13 protein-coding genes are annotated in these 18,670 nt (G+C 63.8%); 7 read left to right on the top strand and 6 right to left on the bottom strand.

What is annotated here, in order from left to right; genetic code table 11:
• Positions 1-177: 177 nt before the first annotated feature.
• The 3 genes from FHS03_RS28655 to FHS03_RS15305 form a co-directional block, all read right to left on the bottom strand.
• The gene (locus FHS03_RS28655; RefSeq protein ID WP_183441816.1) at positions 178-855 is read right to left on the bottom strand and encodes a PAAR domain-containing protein; all 678 of its coding nucleotides are present in this window, start codon (positions 853-855) and stop codon (positions 178-180) included.
• Between the two features lie 102 nt (positions 856-957).
• Positions 958-1,428: a cyanophycin metabolism-associated DUF1854 family protein gene (locus tag FHS03_RS15310; protein ID WP_183441815.1), complete on the bottom strand. Its 471-nt coding sequence runs from the start codon at positions 1,426-1,428 to the stop codon at positions 958-960.
• Positions 1,415-3,700 (bottom strand): cyanophycin metabolism-associated ABC transporter, encoded by a 2,286-nt coding sequence (locus FHS03_RS15305; RefSeq protein ID WP_183441814.1) that lies wholly within the window; start codon positions 3,698-3,700, stop codon positions 1,415-1,417. The genes FHS03_RS15310 and FHS03_RS15305 overlap by 14 nt, the downstream gene beginning before the upstream one ends.
• Before the next feature lie 220 nt (positions 3,701-3,920).
• Between FHS03_RS15305 and FHS03_RS15300 the strand changes: the two genes are divergently transcribed.
• Together FHS03_RS15300 and cphA are read left to right on the top strand one after the other, a co-directional pair.
• Positions 3,921-6,095 (top strand): cyanophycin synthetase, encoded by a 2,175-nt coding sequence (locus FHS03_RS15300; protein WP_183441813.1) that lies wholly within the window; start codon positions 3,921-3,923, stop codon positions 6,093-6,095.
• A gap of 69 nt (positions 6,096-6,164) precedes the next feature.
• Positions 6,165-8,735, top strand: coding sequence for a cyanophycin synthetase (cphA, locus tag FHS03_RS15295; protein WP_183441812.1), 2,571 nt, complete (start codon positions 6,165-6,167; stop codon positions 8,733-8,735).
• 141 nt (positions 8,736-8,876) lie between these two features.
• Here the strand turns inward: cphA and FHS03_RS15290 are convergent, their stop codons facing one another.
• Positions 8,877-9,965: a LacI family DNA-binding transcriptional regulator gene (locus FHS03_RS15290; protein ID WP_183441811.1), complete on the bottom strand. Its 1,089-nt coding sequence runs from the start codon at positions 9,963-9,965 to the stop codon at positions 8,877-8,879.
• A 219-nt stretch (positions 9,966-10,184) separates the two neighbouring features.
• Between FHS03_RS15290 and FHS03_RS15285 the strand changes: the two genes are divergently transcribed.
• The 5 genes from FHS03_RS15285 to FHS03_RS15265 all read left to right on the top strand — a co-directional run bounded on the left by FHS03_RS15285 (position 10,185) and on the right by FHS03_RS15265 (position 16,019).
• Positions 10,185-11,435: an Hsp70 family protein gene (locus FHS03_RS15285; protein ID WP_183441810.1), complete on the top strand. Its 1,251-nt coding sequence runs from the start codon at positions 10,185-10,187 to the stop codon at positions 11,433-11,435.
• Between the two features lie 9 nt (positions 11,436-11,444).
• Positions 11,445-12,065: a 3'-5' exonuclease gene (locus FHS03_RS15280; protein ID WP_183441809.1), complete on the top strand. Its 621-nt coding sequence runs from the start codon at positions 11,445-11,447 to the stop codon at positions 12,063-12,065.
• Positions 12,066-12,143: 78 nt separating this feature from the next.
• Entirely contained in the window at positions 12,144-12,491 is a 348-nt protein-coding gene (locus FHS03_RS15275) for a hypothetical protein (RefSeq protein WP_183441808.1), read from the top strand.
• Between the two features lie 96 nt (positions 12,492-12,587).
• On the top strand, positions 12,588-14,567 hold the full coding sequence (locus FHS03_RS15270; RefSeq protein WP_183441807.1) for a TonB-dependent receptor: 1,980 nt from the start codon (positions 12,588-12,590) through the stop codon (positions 14,565-14,567).
• Positions 14,568-14,759: 192 nt separating this feature from the next.
• A complete protein-coding gene (locus tag FHS03_RS15265; RefSeq protein WP_183441806.1) occupies positions 14,760-16,019 on the top strand; it encodes a tetratricopeptide repeat protein in 1,260 nt (419 codons plus the stop codon).
• 21 nt (positions 16,020-16,040) lie between these two features.
• Here the strand turns inward: FHS03_RS15265 and FHS03_RS15260 are convergent, their stop codons facing one another.
• Both FHS03_RS15260 and FHS03_RS15255 read right to left on the bottom strand, forming a co-directional pair.
• Positions 16,041-16,469 (bottom strand): hypothetical protein, encoded by a 429-nt coding sequence (locus FHS03_RS15260; protein ID WP_183441805.1) that lies wholly within the window; start codon positions 16,467-16,469, stop codon positions 16,041-16,043.
• Between the two features lie 219 nt (positions 16,470-16,688).
• Positions 16,689-18,452 carry a GGDEF domain-containing protein gene (locus tag FHS03_RS15255; protein ID WP_371871721.1) on the bottom strand — a complete coding sequence of 588 codons (1,764 nt, stop codon included), beginning with the start codon at positions 18,450-18,452 and terminating at the stop codon, positions 16,689-16,691.
• Positions 18,453-18,670 lie beyond the last annotated feature (218 nt).

The following is an 18,670-nucleotide window of genomic DNA, read 5'->3' as shown; positions in this document are numbered from 1 at the left end:
CCGATGCCCAAGCCTGTTGTGGATGGGCTGGATTTTTGCCGACAGTAGGAATTTTCTCTGTCCCCAGGTCACTGTTTTTATTTGTTTCTTCCGCTGTCTTGAATATGCCATCGGCGTTAGCTCCAGGGTTGATTAGCTGAAGTGCATCATATTTTCCCTGATGAAGGTGATGCTTTGCTATTCGGGTGAAAAGGACTTTGCACCATAGGAAGTGGGTACTTCAAGAATCGCGTTCATCTTTTGTTCAGCAATTAGATGCCTGATGGAATCAAGCGTATTTAGCTGAATCCTTGTCGCGTCATCACTAATAGACTGACTTGTGTCTAGCGAATTTCGAACTCCAATGAATATCCCCTTTTCATAGACCGCCTCATATTGGCGCTCTTTAAACAGCGCATGAGGAGCTTTGGAAACAGGACCGGAATTCTTTCCTTCGGCACCAGCCCAGCTTGAATTCATGCGTGCAATGCCGGGTGTGGCACTAGTTGGCGGATGTTGCTCTGAACTGCTGAATGCCCTTTCTTTCTCAGCTTGAGCGTTGTCCTCACCCAGATCTACATCATAAACATCGGCGGATTCGTGTTCGGACTGCTCGTCGGCAGTCATGAGATGCTGAGTAGCAATCAGGGTCGCACCGCATGCGGTTTTCATGCCTTCCAGTGCCGTGCCAATACCGCCGAAGCTATGGTGATCCAGTCCTTCAGTGATTGGGAATTTGCCCTTGCATTGTGGGCACAATGTCATATGCCCACGCAGGGCAATTGGGCGGCCGTCTATGGTGGCATTGGGATCGCCCTCAAGAACTTTGCCGCCATGCGAGGTTGGATCGCCTAGGCAGATGACAGCACGGGCCATGGAAGTCTCCTTTTGCGTTTAGGAAACTTCACTTTAGCCCGCGTGAAAGAGGGGACATTGATTGCAGGCAAAAACAGAGCCCCGAAGGGCTGTTTTGGGGTCTTACAGGAAGCGGTCTAGAATCTTCTTGCTATGCCTGTCCAGTTCCCACTGGTTGCGGATCAGGAAGTGGATGCCGTGCGTGTCCGACACCAGCAGCGCGTCGCGGCCGATGCGGCGGATGTCTTCCTCGCCGCGCAGCACGAAGTCGGTTTCGCCGCGGTCGGTGGCCACGGTCCAGGTGCAGGGCGTGGCGAAGCTGGTCACGTCGACGATGCGGCTGATCTCGGGCATGAATTCGCGCCCGCCCAATTCCTCGGCCACCATGGCGGCGTAATCGGCGGGCAGGTCTTCCAGGCGTTCGATCCAGGCCACTTCCTTGCCGTCGGTGTTGACCAGGGCCAGGCCGTCGAGCGGCGCCTGGATGGGGAAGGCGCGCACCGGCGACACATGCTCGTGCAGCACGCCGTCGGCCGTGGTCAGGTTGAGGCGGCCGAAGCTGTCGCGCCCCAGTTTGAAATCAATTGTCGTCATAGCGTTTCCTTGCAGTGTCATCCAGGTCGGTGTCTACGTTACGGGCCTGGGCCTGGTACAGACGGTAGTAAGCGCCTTCCTTGGCCATCAGCTCGTCGTGCGGGCCTTCCTCCACCACCTTGCCGCGGTCCATCACTACCAGGCGGTTGGCGCGCTGCAGCGTGGACAGGCGGTGGGCGATGGCGATGGTGGTGCGGCCGGCCACCAGATTGTCCAGCGCCTTCTGGATTTCTTTTTCGGTTTCCGAGTCGACCGAGGCGGTCGCTTCGTCCAGGATCAGGATGCGCGGGTCGATCAGCAGGGCGCGCGCGATCGAGATGCGCTGGCGTTCGCCGCCGGACAGGCCTTGTCCGCGTTCGCCCACCATCGAGTCGTAGCCTTGCGGCAGACGCAGGATGAATTCGTGGGCGTGGGCGGCACGGGCGGCGGCGATGATTTCGGCGCGCGTGGCATCCGGCTTGCCGTAGGCGATATTCTCGGCGATGGTGCCGAAGAAGAGGAAGGGCTCCTGCAGCACCAGGCCGATATTGCGGCGGTAGTCGGAGACGGCGAAGGAGCGGATGTCTTTTCCGTCCAGCAGGATCGCGCCCTCGGCCACGTCGTAGAAGCGGCAGATCAGGTTGACCAGGGTCGATTTGCCCGAGCCGCTGTGGCCCACCAGGCCGATCATCTCGCCGGCCTTGATGTCGAGCGACACGCCGCGGTTGACGGCGCGGTTACCGTAGCGGAAGCCCACTTCGCGCAGCGTGATATTGCCTTCCACCTTTTCCAGCTTGGCCGGGTTGACCGGTTCCGGCACGCTCGACACGTGGTCCAGGATATCGAAGATGCGCTTGGCGGCCGACGCCGATTTCTGCGTCACCGAGACGATGCGGCTCATGGAATCGAGGCGGCCGTAGAAGCGCGTGCTATAGGTCACGAAGGCGGTCAGCACGCCGACGGTGATATGCGATTTCGATACCTGCCAGATGCCGAACACCCAGATCACCAGAATCCCCAGCTCGGTCAGGAAGGAAACAGTGGGCGAGAACAGCGACCACACCTTGTTCAGGCGGTCGTTGACGGCCAGATTGTGCTTGTTGGCAGTGCGGAAGCGGTTCGCTTCGCGCGCTTCCTGGGCGAAGGCTTTGACCACGCGGATGCCGGGGATGGTGTCGGCCAGCACATTGGTCACTTCGCCCCAGACGCGGTCGATCTTTTCGAAGCCGGTGCGCAGGCGGTCGCGCACCAGGTGGATCAGCCAGGCGATGAAGGGCAGGGGCGCCAGCGTGACGATGGCCAGCCAGGGATCGATGGTAAACAGGATCACGCCCGTCATGATGATCATCAGGCAGTCGGAGGCGAAGTCCAGCAGGTGCAGCGACAGGAAGACGCAGATGCGGTCGCTCTCGCTGCCGATGCGCGACATCAGGTCGCCGGTGCGCTTGCCGCCGAAATATTCGAGCGAGAGGCGCAGCAGGTGTTCATACGTGGTGGTGCGCAGGTCGGCGCCGATGCGCTCCGACACCAGGGCCAGCACATAGGTCTTGCCCCAGCCCAGCACCCAGGCCAGGACGGCGGAGGCGGTCAGGCCGGACATGTACAGGAAGACCAGATGGGTATCGACCGGTTTGCCGTTTTGATAAGGGATCAGCACATTGTCCATCAGCGGCATGCTGAGGTAGGGCGGAATCATGTGGGCGCCGGTCGAGGCCAGCATCAGCAGGAAACCGGCCAGCAGCGGCCAGCGGTAAGGCTTGGCAAAGCGCCACAGGCGGAACAGGGTCCAGGTGGAGGGCGGCGTGTGGACCACCTTGGTGCAGATCGGGCATTCTTCCTGGTCCGGCTCGAGCGGCGCCTTGCAGGTCGGGCAGGCGTGTTCTTCCTCGCGCAGCAGGGGCTGGCCGGACAGGTGGCTGTCCAGCACGGGCGCGAACAGTTCGCTCAGGCGCAGCGCCTGCAGGTTCTGGCCCAGCGTAAAACGCCAGGCGTCCAGGCGGCCTTGTTGATCGAATAACTCCAGGTGGCCGACGCCCGCGTGGTCGTGCAATTTTAGAGACATTCCACGACGATAAGCCCATTGCTGCCATACCGTTTGCCCCGGTGCGCGTGCCATAATGCGGCGCTCCGTGAGCAGGACGATACCTTTGGCGAAATGTAATTTAGCGTCGAGGTCAACCTCCAGCGCACTCAAAACGTTTTCCCCGGTGGAAAGCTGGTTTTGCACCTCGGAGCGCCACACTTCAGGCAGTTCTGTGCGGCTGGGTTCAAGGGCAAGCTGGGTTTTTATCATTGTGCAACATACTCCAGGGCGGTCCTTGCAAACTGGCAAGGATGGCGAAACAGTGGGAAAATATCGGACCGGGCCTTAAAAAGCGAAACGCTAACACGAGTAGCAGTAACGGCGGAAGGTAGCTGTTATTTACGGTATTCTGTCAGCTATGCATCATTAGACTTAGAAGAGGGCGGCCTGCTTTTGCGGAGTATACCGCAAGAGGTACTAGAGCAAAAACATGACAAAGAAGAAAGACATCGAAGTTCTCCGCGTAACGCATCTGCGTGGACCCAATATCTGGACCTATCGCCCGGTGATCGAAGCTTGGCTGGACATCGGCGAGCTTGAGCAATTCCCCTCCGATAAATTGCCCGGCCTGTACGAGCGCCTGACCGCCATGCTGCCGAACCTGATCGAGCACCGCTGCGGCGTGGGCGAGCGCGGCGGTTTCCTGGAGCGCCTGCGCGGCGGCACTTACGCCGGCCACATCCTGGAACATGTTGTACTGGAGCTGCAAAATCTGGCCGGCATGCGCACCGGTTTCGGCAAGACCCGCCAGACCGCCGAAGGCAGCGGCATTTACAAAATGGCATTCCGCACCCGCCAGGAACAGGTCGGGCGCGCCGCGCTGGCCGCTGGCCGCGACCTGCTGATGGCCGCCATCGAAGACCGTCCTTACGACGTGGCCGGCGCCGTCGCCAGCCTGACCGACCTGGTCGAATCGCTGTGCCTGGGCCCGAGCACCGGCAATATCGTCGATGCCGCCACCGACCGCAAGATTCCCCATATCCGCCTGACCGACGGCAATCTGGTGCAGCTGGGCCATGGCGCGCGCCAGCGCCGCATCTGGACCGCCGAAACCGACAACACCAGCGCCATCGCCGAAGGCATCGCCAGCGACAAGGACATGACCAAGGACTTGCTCTCCTCGGCCGGCGTGCCGGTGCCGGAAGGCGTGCTGGTACGCAGCGCCGACGAAGCCTGGGAAGAAGCGCAGGATATCGGCCTGCCGGTCGCGGTCAAGCCGTATGACGGCAACCATGGCCGTGGCGTGTCGCTGAACCTGAGCACCGAGGCCGATGTGAAGGCCGCTTACGACATCGCCGTTGCCCGTGGCGGCAGCAAGAGCGTGATCGTGGAAAAATTCATCGTCGGTAACGAGCACCGCCTGCTGGTGGTGGGCCGCCGCCTGATCGCCGCCTCGCGCGGCGAATCGCTGTGGGCGGTCGGCGACGGCAAGTCCACCGTGCAGGAACTGGTCGACACCCAGATCAACACCGATCCGCGCCGCGGCACCACCGAAGAATTCCCGCTGAATATCGTGCAGCCGCGCGAATCGGAAGAAGTGCTGCTCGACCTGCAGCGCCAGGGGCTGACCCCGGATTCCGTGCCGGATGCGGGCCGCAAGGTGCTGATCCAGCTGAACGGCAACGTCGCCAACGACGTCACCGATGAAGTGCATCCAGACGTGGCCGAGATGGCCGCCCTGGCCGCCCGCGTGGTCGGCCTCGACATCGCCGGCATCGACCTGGTGGCCGAAGACATTTCCCGTCCGCTCGAAGAGCAGGGCGGCGCCATCATCGAAGTCAATGCCAGCCCCGGCCTGCTGGCCCACCTGAAACCCGCCCACGGCGGCAAGGTGCGCCCGGTCGGCGCCGCCATTGTCGACGAGTTGTTCGCCGAAGACGAGGACGGCCGCATTCCCATCGTCGGCGTGTCCGGCCAGCGCCATACCGCGCTGATCGCCCGCCTCACCGCCTGGATGCTGCAAACTAACGCCAAGCACGTGGGCCTGAGCTGCGAGGACGGCATCTACCTGAATGGCCGCAAGGTCGCGCGCGGCCCGCTGAGCGAGTGGGAATCCGGCCAGCGCCTGCTGCTCAACAAGAATGTGGAAGCCGCCGTCTTCGCCAACAGCAACCGCATGGTGCTGACCGAAGGCTATGCCTACGACAAGTGCACCGTGGGCATCGTCACCGACGCCACGGGCCATGAAGAGCTGGGCGAGTTCTACATCGATTCCGAAGAAAAAATGTATGGCGTGCTGCGCACCCAGGTCGACGTGGTGCTGCCGGAAGGCGCGGCGGTGCTGAACGCCTCCGACGCGCAAGTGGTGGATATGGCCGAGCTGTGCGACGGCGCCGTGATCTTCTACGGCCTGAACGCCGACGTGCCGGCGCTGGCGGCGCACCGCCAGGACGGCAACCGCGCCGTCTTCCTGGGCGCCGACGGCTTCGTGCTGGCCTCCGGTGCCGACGAACTGGCCGTGCTGCCGCCTAGCTGTCTGCCGGCCAGCCAGGAAGCGCATCGGGAAGCCGTGCTGGCCGCCATCGGCGCCGGCTGGGCGCTGGGCCTGAGTCCGGAGCTGATGGATGCGGCGCTGCGCACCTTCGACTGGAATAGCGGTAAATAGGCATAGAAGCGCGGCGTAAAAGCACGGCGTAAGAGCGCGCCGGCCAAGAATAAACAGACAGGAATACAAATGGAAGTGATTCGTACCCGCGCGCTGCGCGGCCCCAACCTCTGGAGCCACCATACGGCGGTCGAGGCGATAGTCTCCTGCACGCCGGAAGAACACGCGGTGGACAAGCTGCCCGGCTTCGAAGAGCGTCTGCGCAGCCGTTTCCCGCGCATCCCGCAATTCCAGCCGGCCGGCCACGCCGACAATGTGCCGATGGCCCATGTGCTGGAGCTGGCGGCGCTGGCGCTGCAGGCGGAAGCGGGTTGCCCCGTGACCTTCAGCCGCACCACGCAGACGCTGGAAACGGGCATCTTCCAGATGGTGGTCGAATACACCGAGGAAGCCGTGGGTCGTCTGGCCGTGGAGCTGGCCGAGAAGCTGTGCAAGGCCGCCCAGGACGACACGCCGTTCGACCTGAACGCCGCCCTGACCGAACTGCGCGACCTGGATGAAGATGTGCGCCTTGGCCCGAGCACGGGCGCCATCGTGCAAGCCGCCGTGGCGCGCAAGATTCCTTTCCGCCGCATGACCAGCGGCAGCATGGTCAGCTTCGGCTGGGGCAGCCGCCAGCGCCGCATCCAGGCCGCTGAAATCGACAGCACCAGCGCCATCGCCGAAGCCATCGCGCAGGACAAGGAACTGACCAAGAAGTTGCTGGACGCGGCCGGCGTGCCGGTGCCGATCGGCCGCTCGGTCGACAGCGCCGAGGAAGCCTGGGCCGTGGCCCAGGAAATCGGCCTGCCGGTGGTGGTCAAGCCGAAGGACGGCAATCAGGGCAAGGGCGTGACGGTCAACGTCACCACCAAGGAACAGATCGACGCCGCCTTCGCCACCGCGCGCGAATTCCGCGACGACATCCTGGTCGAGCGCTTCCTGGCCGGCCATGATTTCCGCCTGCTGGTCATCGGCAACAAGCTGGTGGCGGCGGCGCGCCGCGATCCGCCCCATGTGGTGGGCGACGGCAAGCATTCCGTGCGCGAACTGGTCGACATCGTCAATGCCGATCCGCGCCGCGGCTCCGGTCATTCGACCTCGCTGACCAAGATCCGCTTCGACGACATCGCCCTGGCGCGCCTTAAGTTGCAAGGCCTGGAAGCCGATTCCGTGCCGGCCCAGGGCCAGCGCGTCATCCTGCGCAATAACGCCAACCTGTCGACCGGCGGCACCGCCACCGACGTCACCGACGACGTGCACCCCGACGTGGCGGCGCGCGCGGTGGAAGCGGCGCAGATGATCGGCCTGGATATCTGCGGCGTGGACGTGGTTTGCGACAGCGTCTTGCGGCCCATCGAAGAACAGAACGGCGGCGTGGTCGAAGTGAACGCCGCGCCCGGCCTGCGCATGCATCTTTCGCCGTCCTACGGCAAGGGCCGCGCCGTGGGCGAAGCCATCATCAGCACCATGTTCCCCGAAGGCGACGACGGCCGCATTCCCGTCATCGCCGTCACCGGCACCAATGGCAAGACCACCACCGTGCGCCTGGCCGCCCACCTGATGGCCGCCAGCGGCCTGCGCGTGGGCATGACCAATACCGACGGCGTCTACGTCAACGGCCGCCAGATCGACAGCGGCGACTGCAGCGGCCCACGCAGCGCGCGCAATGTGCTGCAGCATCCCGACGTCGACGCGGCCGTGTTCGAAACCGCGCGCGGCGGCATCCTGCGCGAAGGCCTGGCTTACGACCGCTGCAAAGTGGCCGTCGTCACCAATATCGGCGCTGGCGACCACCTGGGCCTGAACTACATCACCACGGTGGAAGACCTGGCCGTGCTGAAGCGCGTGATCGTGCAGAACGTCGACGAAAACGGCATGGCCGTGCTGAACGCCGTCGATCCTATCGTCGCCGGCATGGCCGCCAACTGCCGCGGCAAAGTCACCTTCTTCGGCGCGCAGAAAGAACACCCGGTCGTGGCGCGCCATATCGCGCAAGGCCGCCGCACCATCTACGTCGAAAACGGCCAGCTGGTCGCGGTCGAAGGCAAGTCCGAGCAGCGCATCGCCCTGGCCGACGTGCCGATCACCCGCAACGGCACGATCGGCTTCCAGGTCGAAAACGTGATGGCCGCCGTCGGTGCGGCCTGGGGCGCCGGCATCAGCTGGGACGCCATCCGTGCCGGCCTGCGCACCTTCCTCAACGACAGCGACAACGCGCCGGGCCGCTTCAACGTCTTCGACTATCGCGGCGCCACCGTGATCGCCGACTACGGCCACAACCCGGACGCCATGCTGGCCCTGGTGCAGGCCGTCGACGCCATGCCCGCCAAACGCCGCTCCGTGGTGATTAGCGGCGCCGGCGACCGCCGCGACCAGGACATCCGCCAGCAGACCGAGATCCTTGGCCGCGCCTTCGACGACGTGCTGCTGTACCAGGACCAATGCCAGCGCGGCCGCGCCGACGGCGAAGTGCTCGCGCTGCTGCGCCAAGGCCTGAGCGGTGCCAGCCGTACCAGCCACGTCGAAGACATCTACGGCGAATTCCTCGCCATCGACACCGCGCTGGGCCGCCTCAAAGAGGGCGACCTCTGCCTGATCCTCGTCGACCAGGTCGAAGCCGCCCTGGCCCACATCGCCCAACGCGTCGCCGCCGGCTAAACCGCGCGCCTTTGCGCCAAGTCAAACAATGTCTAACCCTGGTGTCAGGCACCGGAGTAGGACATTCTTTGATCTAGATCAGTAAATGTCCCACCCTGGTGCCTGACACCAGGGTGGGACATTTTTTGCGCTGGATCAAACTTAGGCGGCGAGGGCGGTGGGACGCGGTGTGAGGCGGGCGGTGGCGCCTTCGATCAGCTGCGGGGCGAAGACGCGCTTTTCGGCGCCGCCGCAGGGGGCGTCGATCAGGCTGGCCAGCAGGTCGGCGGCGGCCAGGGCCATCTTTTGGATCGGCTGGCGCAGCGTGGTGAGGTTGTAGCTGAGCCAGTTGGACGGTTCGACGGCGTCGAAGCCGGCGACCGATAGTTCGCCCGGCACGTCGAGCCGCAGTTCATGGCGGGCGTGGTCGAGGCAGCCCAGGGCCATCACATCGTTGCCGCAGATGATGGCGTCGGGCGCGCGTCCGAGCTGGGCGATGATCTGGCGCAGGCCATGGGCGCCGCTGCCGTAGTCGAAGCAGCCGTAGGCCAGGGCCGGCGCGGGCAGGCCCAATTCCAGCAGCTTGTCGCTGGCGCCGCGCCGCCGTTCGCTGGCCACCACCGATTCTTCCGGCCCGGCGATGATGCCGAATTGGCGGTGCCCGGCCGCCGCCAGGCGCGCCGCCAGCATGCGTCCGGCCTCGTATTGGTCGCAGAAGACGCTGGCCACATGGCTGTCGCGCAGATGGCGGTTGAAGACCACCAGCGGCACGCGCCGCCGTTCGCATTCGGCGATCTGGGCTTCGCTCAGGGCGGCGGCGGCGATCACGCCGTCAACCTGGTATTGCCAGACATCGTTCAGGATCTCGCCGACATCGCTTTCCGACTGCATGGTGAAGAGCAGGGCGCGCTTGCCGTGGCGCGTGATCTGCTGGCTCAGTTCGGACAGCGCTTCGGGATAATAGAGGTTCGATGCATTCGAAATCAGCAGCGCCACCGTGTTCGAGCGCCGCGTGATCAGGCTGCGCGCGGCCGCGTTCGGTATATAGCCCAGCCCTTCAGCCGCCTGCATGACCCGTGCATAGGTCGCCTTGGAAACGCTGGCGCCCGGTTTGAAACAACGCGATACTGCCGACTGCGATACGCCGGCCAGCATGGCCACGTCGTAGGAAGTCACCCGGCGGTCTTCACGCAAAATGGCGGCCTTCTGGTCCGCCGCGCTGAGCGCCTGAGGAGGTTTAGTCTTGGTCATCGTCTCTGTTGCCGTCGCCTCCACGGAAAGTGGTCTTATCCGCGACTTATAGTATTGCTATTGAGCATAACTTAATGTCTTACCTTCTGGCAACAATTTGCGCTGTTTTGTGGGGCGCTTGTCGCGCCGCCGCACCAGAATGAAGAAAATGGCGGTTTTCCGCCGGGGCGGCCGGACTCTGCTAGAATGTCGCCCCTTTGCTTTTCCTGGATGGGACTCATGGCCAATGCTTGCGGCGTCGATTTCGGCACTTCCAATTCCACCGTAGGCTGGGTGCGTCCCGGCCAGTCGCTGATGCTGCCCCTGGAGGATGGCAAAACCACCTTGCCCTCGGTGGTCTTCTTCAATGCCGACGACGATCAGGTCAGCTTCGGCCGCGCCGCGCTGGCCGAATACCTGGCTGGCTACGAAGGCCGTCTGATGCGCTCCATGAAAAGCTTGCTGGGTACCAGCCTGATCGACGGCCAGACCGAGGTCGGCGGCCGAGCCCTGCCGTTCCGCATGCTGCTGGCCCAGTTCATCGGCGAGGTCAAGCACCGCGCCGAGCAGGCCGCCGGCCGCAAGTTCGAGTCGGCCGTCTTCGGCCGCCCCGTGCATTTCATCGATGACGACGCCGCCGCCGACCAATTGGCGGAAGACACGCTGGGCGAGATCGCGCGCGCCGTCGGCTTCAAGGATATCGCCTTCCAGTTCGAGCCGATCGCCGCCGCTTTCGATTACGAGTCGCAGATCGACCGCGAGGAACTGGTCTTGATCGCCGACATCGGCGGCGGCACATCCGACTTCTCGCTGGTGCGCCTTTCGCCGCAGCGCGCCCAGAAGGCCGAGCGGCGCGACGATATCCTGGCCAATGGCGGCGTGCACATCGGCGGCACCGATTTCGATAAATATCTGAGCCTGGCGGCCGTGATGCCGCTGCTCGGCTATGGCAGCCAGCTGCGCAATAACAGCGAAATCCCATCGAGCTACTTCTTCAACCTGGCGACCTGGCACACCATCAACCAGGCTTATACCAAGAAGATGTGGGTGCAGCTGTCGGAACTGCTGCGCGACGCCAAGGAGCAGGAAAAACTGGGTCGCCTGCAAAGGTTGATCGACGAACGCGCCGGCCACTGGCTGGCGATGAAGGTAGAAGAGGGCAAGATCGGCCTGTCCGGCGCCGACACGTTCGCGCTGGAGCTGGACCGCCTGGCGCCGCCCGTCACGCTCGACCTGCAGCGCTCCGCTTTCGACCTGGCCGTGGGCCATCTGGTCGGCTCCGTCGAGCAGACCGTGCTCAAGCTGCTGGCCGACGCCGGCATCAAGCCGGAGCAGGTGGATACCGTCTTCTTCACCGGTGGCTCCAGCGGCGTGCGCCTGCTGCGCGAACGCATCGGCGCCCTGGTGCCGTCGGCGCGCAAGGTCGAGGGTGACCTGTTCGGCAGCATCGGCGCCGGCCTGGCGCTCGATGCCGTGCGTAAGTTCGGCTAGGAGCGCGCGATGCTGAGCCAGTCCATCGTCATGCTCGACTTTGAAACCACGGGCCTGTCGCCCGATATGGGCGACCGCATCACCGAGGTGGCGGCCCTGCGCATTGCCGAGGGCAGGGTGGTGGAGCGCTATGTCAGCCTGGTCAACTGCAATGTACGCATTCCCTCTTTCATTACCGGCCTGACCGGGATCACCCAGCAGATGGTCGACAGCGCGCCGCCAGCGGCCGAAGTCGTGCCGCGCCTGCTCGACTTCATCGGCAGCGATCCGCTGTCGGCCCACAACGCCAGCTTCGATGAAAAATTCCTGCGTGCCGAAAGCGCCCGCCTGGGCCTGGTGCCCGGCCATGCATCCACCGTGTGTTCGCTCAAGCTGGCGCGCCGCATGCTGCCGCAATTGGGCAGCTACAAGCTGGGCCTCCTGAGCGAAAGCCTGGGCATCCGCTTCAGCGGCCAGGCCCACCGCGCCGAGGCCGACGCCGAAGTGGCGGCCGAAGTGCTGCTGCATATCGGCCGCCATATCGCGCGCGAATACGGCATCGCTGCCGTCGACGCGGCCTTGCTGCTGGCGGTGAACAAGCTGGCGGCGGCCAAGGTGCCGGCCTTCCTGCGCAAGCAGCAAGCTGTCTGATTTTGTGAAAAACTGGAAGCTTTGACACTGTTGCGGTTAGAATAGCCGCGTTGATCGACTCATAAACCATCCATTCGCATGACCCGCCACCTGCTAGCTCGTGTGCTGATCTCGCTTCTGCTGCTGATTTCGCAGCAGTTGGCGCTGTCGCACGGCTATTCGCATTGGGCGAGCGGGCGGCCGCTGGCCCTGGCCCAGATCCAGGCGGCGGAAAGCAGTGACGAGTCGCAGCAAAAATCGCTCGCGCCCGAGCATGGTTGCGCCATCTGTCTGGCCGCCAGCCATTTTGCCTCGGCCCTGGGCAGTCCCGAATTCAAATTCTTTGTGCGCGACTGCGCCTATGCCGCCGCCCTGTTGCCGGCGACCGTGGCGGCCAGCCTGCTCGCACTGAATGCCTACCAGCCGCGCGGCCCGCCTCAAGCCTGACAGCCTTTTGTATTTCGTTTTCGCAGCCCTGTGCCGCGCGCGTTTTCGCGCGCCCGGCACGCTGCCTGTCATCTATTTTTTGCTTGAGGTTTACCCATGAAGATCCAACACACGCTGCTGGCTAGCGCCGTCCTGTCCGCTCTGTCCACGCTGGCCCACGCCGAAACGGCCGAAACGCCGAAAGTCATCGTCACCGCCACGCCTTTCCATACGGCCGAAAACGACCAGATCCTGACCCCGGCCAAGGTGCTGGCTGGCGACGAACTGCGCGACAAGACCGGCACCTCGCTGGGCGAGACGCTGTCGCAGGAACTGGGCGTGTCGGCATCGGCCTTTGGCGCAGGCGCGTCGCGGCCGATCATCCGCGGCCTGGAAGGTTCGCGTGTGAAGATGCTGGAAAACGGCATGGCGGTGTCGGACGTGTCCGGCCTGTCGAACGACCACGCCGTCTCGTCCGAAGGCGCGAGCGCGCGCCAGATCGAAATCCTGCGCGGCCCGGCGGCCCTGCTGTACGGCTCGGGCGCGATCGGCGGTCTGGTGAACGTGGTCAATGAACGCATTCCGACCGAGCTGGAAGCGAAACCGACCGGCCAGCTGGAGGCGCGCTACAGCACGGCCGACAAGGGCCGCGCCCTGTCCGGCGGCGTTGACGGCAGCGCCGGCAAGGTGGCCTGGCACGCCGACGGCAGCTGGCGCAATACCGACGACTACAAGATTCCCGCGCCGCGCAAGGCGGGCGACCCCGATTCCGAATCCGGCCGCCTGCCGCATTCGGCCACGCGCGAACGCAGCGGCGGGCTGGGCGCGTCCTATATCGAATCCTGGGGCTTTGTTGGCGCCTCGGTTTCGCGCCTGAGCAATCTGTACGGCATTCCGAGCGACGAGGGCTCGAAGATCGACCAGAAGCAGACCCGCTACGATATCGACAGCCTGGTGCGCGCACCGTTTTCCGGCTTCGAGTCCTTCAAGTTCAAGGCCGGCTATACCGACTACAAGCACGCCGAGTTGAACGACGAAAACCAGCCGGAAGTCGTCTTCAAGAACCGCTCGCTGGAAACGCGCGCCGAGCTGGCGCATAAGCCGTTGGCGGGATGGAACGGCACCTTCGGCGTGCAGACCGAGAACCAGCACTTTTCCGCCCTGAGCGCGGAAGGCGGGCCGGACACGGTTCCCGTCACCCATTCGACCTCGCGCGCGGCCTTCCTGGTGGAAGAAGTCGATGCCGGTCCGGTGCATATGAATGCCGGCGCCCGCATCGAAAATGTGAAGCGCAAGCCGGTGACGGGCCTGAACCGCTCCTTCGACCTGCGTTCCGCCTCGGTGGGCGGCATGTGGCCCTTCGTGCCGGGCTATGGCCTGGGCGCGACCCTGTCCTATGCCCAGCGCGCGCCGGCCATCGAGGAACTGTATTCGGGCGGCCCGCACGATGCCACCGCCACCTTCGATATCGGCAACCCCGACTTCAAGAAGGAGACCTCGCGCAATATCGAGCTGACCCTGCAAAAGACCTCGGGCCAGGTGCGCTGGAAGGTCAACGTCTTCCGCAACAAGATCAAAGACTTCATCTATGGCCACATCACCGGCAATATGCTGGATGAGGACGGCCATGCCGGCGAAGAACTGCGCGAACGCGTCTTCGAGCAGGCCAACGCCACGGTGCGCGGCGCCGAGGCCGAAATGACTTACAACGAACGCGGCCCGGGCTGGTCGGGCCGCGTCTTCGCCGACACCTCGCGCGGCAAGCTCGATGTCGGCGGCAATCTGCCGCTGCAGCCGGCCAACCGCATCGGCGCCAGCGTCGGCTACCGTGAAGGCGGCTGGCGCGGCGGCCTGTCCCTGGTGCATGCGCAAGGGCAGGACCGTCTGGCCTCGTTCGAAACCACGAATACGCCGGGATACAACCAGCTCAACGCCAATCTCGCCTACACGCAAAAGCTGGGCAGCCAGGACGTGACCTGGTTCCTGATCGCCCGCAATCTGTTGAATGAAGAGATCCGCGTTTCCACCTCGGTGCTGAAAGACATCGCGCCGCTGCCGGGCCGCAGCCTGGTGTTCGGCGTGCGCACCCGCTTCTGAAGTAGACCGTACCGGTTTTTCAGCGGACTCGTCCCTGCCGCAACCCCCGGCCAGCAATGGCGCGGGGGTTTTTTTGTCTCCTTGCCGTCGCGCCGATGCTAGCAAACCGCTACAGACTTTGCGAACGCACAAACCGGTGCGCCAGGCTGAAATTATTCTTTAGATAATATTGACTCTAACAGGGAGAGCCAAATGTCCAAGCAGAATGTGCAGCAGGAGAGGGAGTGCTATCTCTGGTTTCGCCAAGCGGCCGAGCGCGGTAACGCCTACGCCCAGTTCAATCTGGCGCTGCAGTACAAGCGTGGCGAACAGACCGAACGCAACGACGATGTCGCGTTTATCTGGATGGGCTGCGCGGCGCGCCAGGGACTGGCCTTCGCGCAAAATCATCTGGGCACCATGTATTTCCACGGACGCGGCACGGCGCAGGACGACACGGAAGCGCTGTACTGGTTCCGTTCCGCCGCCGCGCAAGGCGAGCCGGCGGCCCAGCAGAATCTCGGCCAGATGTACCGCAAGGGACGTGGTGTGGCGCAGAGCGATGAGCTGGCCCTGGCCTGGTTCAGCCGCTCCGCCGAACAGGGTGTGCCGGGCGCGCAGGCGATGATGGGCGTGCATTATGCGCGCGGGCTGGGTTGCGCGGCGAATATCGCGCTGGCCCTGGCGTGGTTCCGCAAGGCCGCCGCCCAAGGAGATGCGCTGGCGCAGCTGAATCTGGGCCTGCTGCACAAGAATGGACAGGGTGTGCCGCGCGACGATGCGCAGGCGCTGGCCTTCTTCCGACTGGCGGCGGCGCAAGGCTTGCCCAGGGCCCAGTTCCAGGTCGGCGCCGCCTATGCCGAGGGGCGCGGCATCAAATCCGACCAGGAGCGCGCTTTCACCTGGTTCAGCCTGGCCGCCCAGTACGGCGATGCGGACGCCCAGTACAGCCTGGGCAGCATGTATGTGCACGGACGCGGCGTGGGCCGCGACCCGCAACGGGCTTTGGAGTATTTCCGTCAGGCGGCCGAAAAAGGCGCGGCCAACGCCCAGTTCAATTTGGGACTGATGTATGCGAATGGCCAGGGCGTGGCGCAGGACGAAGAGTGCGCCGCGGTCTGGTATCGCTTGGCGGCCGAACAGGGCGACGCCAGCGCGCAAAACAATCTGGGCGTCATGTATGCCAACGGCCAGGGCGTGGAACAGGATGAGGCCGAGGCCGTGCGCTGGTATGGCGAGGCCGCCGAGCAGGGCCATGCCTTGGCCCAGTACAACCTGAGCGGCATGTACCAGGCCGGACGCGGCGTCGAGCCGGATCAGGTGCGTTCCTATATGTGGATTTCGCTGGCTGCCGATGCGGGCGACGCCGCCGCTTGCAATAGCCGCGCTTTGATCGAAGGCAAGCTCTCCGCCGAGGAACTCGGCTCCGCCCGCGCCTTGACGCGCCATTGGCGCGAGACGCACCGGGTCTGAGCGTAGCTTAATGGACGCTTTTTACAGCGCGCTCCAGATCTGTTGCAGCCCGATGGCGTGCACGATGCCGTAGCCAAGGCAGATCAGCGAACTCCAGACCAGGAAGGGCGTCGACTTCGACCGGGCGATCGTCAACAGCGGCACGATGGCCAGGCCGCGCAGCAGATACACGGCGGCGATCACGCACAGCCCGGTCTTCAGCCAAGGCAGTGGCGCCAGCAACCCGGCACCCGACAGCGCATACGCTGCCCACGCCGCCAGCACGGCGGCGATGCCCAGGGTAAGCAGGGTGGGATACAGCTTGCCCTGTTGCGCCATCGTCGCCATGCGCTCACCCGCGCCGAAGAAGCGATACCAGGATGGTCCGCCTAAGATAATCCCCAGGTGCAAAAGCGCCGCAAGCGCGCTCAGCGCGGCTCCAAGCAACAACGCGACGTTGTAGTCAGCCATATTTCACCCTCTGAAATGTAGACACGCCGTATGCTCGCATGAAGATGTAGAAAAGGCAAAGAAGCAAGGCCGTTGCACCCGGCTATTTGGCGATCCTTCTCAACCCAGGTTTCTCGAACAGTCCTACGCTGCGGCCGACGCCTTGCTGACCATGGTCGTGCTGACCTTGATGGCCGATAACTTCCGGCTGCGGCGCAAGCTGCGCCGCGAAAGCAAGGCTTAGCGCTGCGGTTCCTGGCGGCGGTCGAGGAACAGGCTGTTGCCGTGGATTTTCTTGGCCTGCTTCTTCGCTTCGGCGGCGGCGGTGGCGATCTGGTGGTGGGAGTAGTACTGGCTCGGCTCCACCTTGATCACGCCCAGCGATAAGCTCATCAGCGAATAAAACACTTTCTTGCCTTGCCGGTCTTCGCTGATATAGCCGCCGCGCTCGCGGTCTTCGATGCTGTAGTAGTCCAGGATGCGCGTGCCGAAGTCGTCGAGGATGGCCTGGCAGCGCTCGCGCCAGTCTTCGCTCTGGAACTGGATCATGAAATCGTCGCCGCCGATGTGGCCGATGAAGTCGCGGTTCGGATCGCAATGGGCGCTCAGGATGCTGCCGGTCAGCTGGATCACATCGTCGCCGCGCCGGTAGCCGTAGACATCGTTAAACGGCTTGAAGTGGTCGAGGTCGCAATAGCAGACCCAGAAGCGCGTATCGCTCTGCAGCAGGCGGTCGATATGCTCGTTGATCGGCACATTGCCCGGCAGCTGGGTCAGGGGATTGGCGTAGCGCGCCGCGTGGATCTGCATCTGGGTGATTTCGCGCATCAGGTCGTGGCCGGTGCCCATGCCCAGGTAGCGGCCCTGGTCGGTGATGATGAAGCCGTTGAACAGGTGGTGCGCCGCCGATTCGGCCATGCGGAAGGATAGCTCCTGCAGGCTGGTGTCCTTGTCCGCGATCAGCGGCCGCCCATCCATGAATTGCTTGCAGGACTTCTTGCCGTACAGCTCGCGCTGATAGGGGCGGGCGAAGTGATCGATCATGACGAAGCGCGAAATCAGGCCCAGCGGCACGTCCTTCTCGACCACGGGAATGATCAAGAGCTTGGGATCGGCCTTGAAGATTTCGTACACATCGTTGTTATTCATGCTCGGCGGCACGGCCGCCACGCGGTGCAGCAGTTTCAGGATGCTCACGGCATTTTTCTCGATACTGCGTTGGGGGTAGACCGCCACGCCATTGCGACTGAGCGTCTTCACCACTTCGCCCGGCAGGGCCTTGGCTGGACTGGCGTGCGGCCGGCCCAGATGATAACCCTGGGCGTAGGCCACCCCCAGGTCGCGCAGCACGAGCAGTTCGGCCTGGCTTTCGATGCCCTCGGCGATGACCAGGGTATCGGATTTGTCGGCAATCTCCTGGATGGAGCGCACGAATTGCAGCTTCACGGGATCGTTGTTGATGCCCTGGATGAAGTGCATGTCGATCTTCACATACTCGGGGCGCAACTCCGACCACAGGCGCAGGCTGGAAAAGCCTTCGCCCAGGTCGTCGATGGCGATGCGAAAGCCCATATTGCGGTAATGCAGCACGGCTTCGCGCATCAGCTCGTAGTCGTAGGTCGGCTGGTTTTCCGTCAGCTCGATGATGACGCGGTCGGGGTGCAGGCCGATCTGCTGGATGGTTTCCAGCGTTTCGCCGCGCGCGCCGTGGCGCTGCGGCATCAGGCATTCCGGGCTGACGTTCAGAAACAGCTTGCCGGGCAGATTCAGCTCGGCAAAGCGTTCCAGCACCACGCGCCGGCATAGATGCTCGACTTCCTGGGTCAGATTATTCGCCCGCGCCACCTTGAACAGATTCATCGGCGCATGCAGCGGGCTGTCCGAGGGCCCCCGTATCAACCCTTCGTAGGCCACGATCTCGCCCGTCTGCATCTGGATGATGGGCTGGAACAGCGCGCTTAACTGCCGCCGACCGATGATATCGAGCAGATGCTGGCCCAGCAGCTCGTCGGAAACGCTGGGCTGCGGCGGCGGCGCGGGCGGGCGCTGCGGGGCGTGCTGGACGGACTGGGCAGGCAGTAAGGTCGCTTGGCTCACGATATATGGGCTCGGGGTGGGAGAGCGGCCCAGCATATATGACATTTATGACAGGACGATGAATTTTGGAAAACAAAGTTGTTTTATTGTAATTCCTTGATGCCGTCTGGGCGCCGGCGCGCTTT

This window comes from Pseudoduganella violacea, from assembly GCF_014191875.1.
Classification (GTDB): domain Bacteria; phylum Pseudomonadota; class Gammaproteobacteria; order Burkholderiales; family Burkholderiaceae_D; genus Rugamonas; species Rugamonas violacea_A.
The sequence above is the reverse complement of the archived record's forward strand: the minus strand, read 5'-3'. Positions and strand labels throughout refer to the sequence as shown.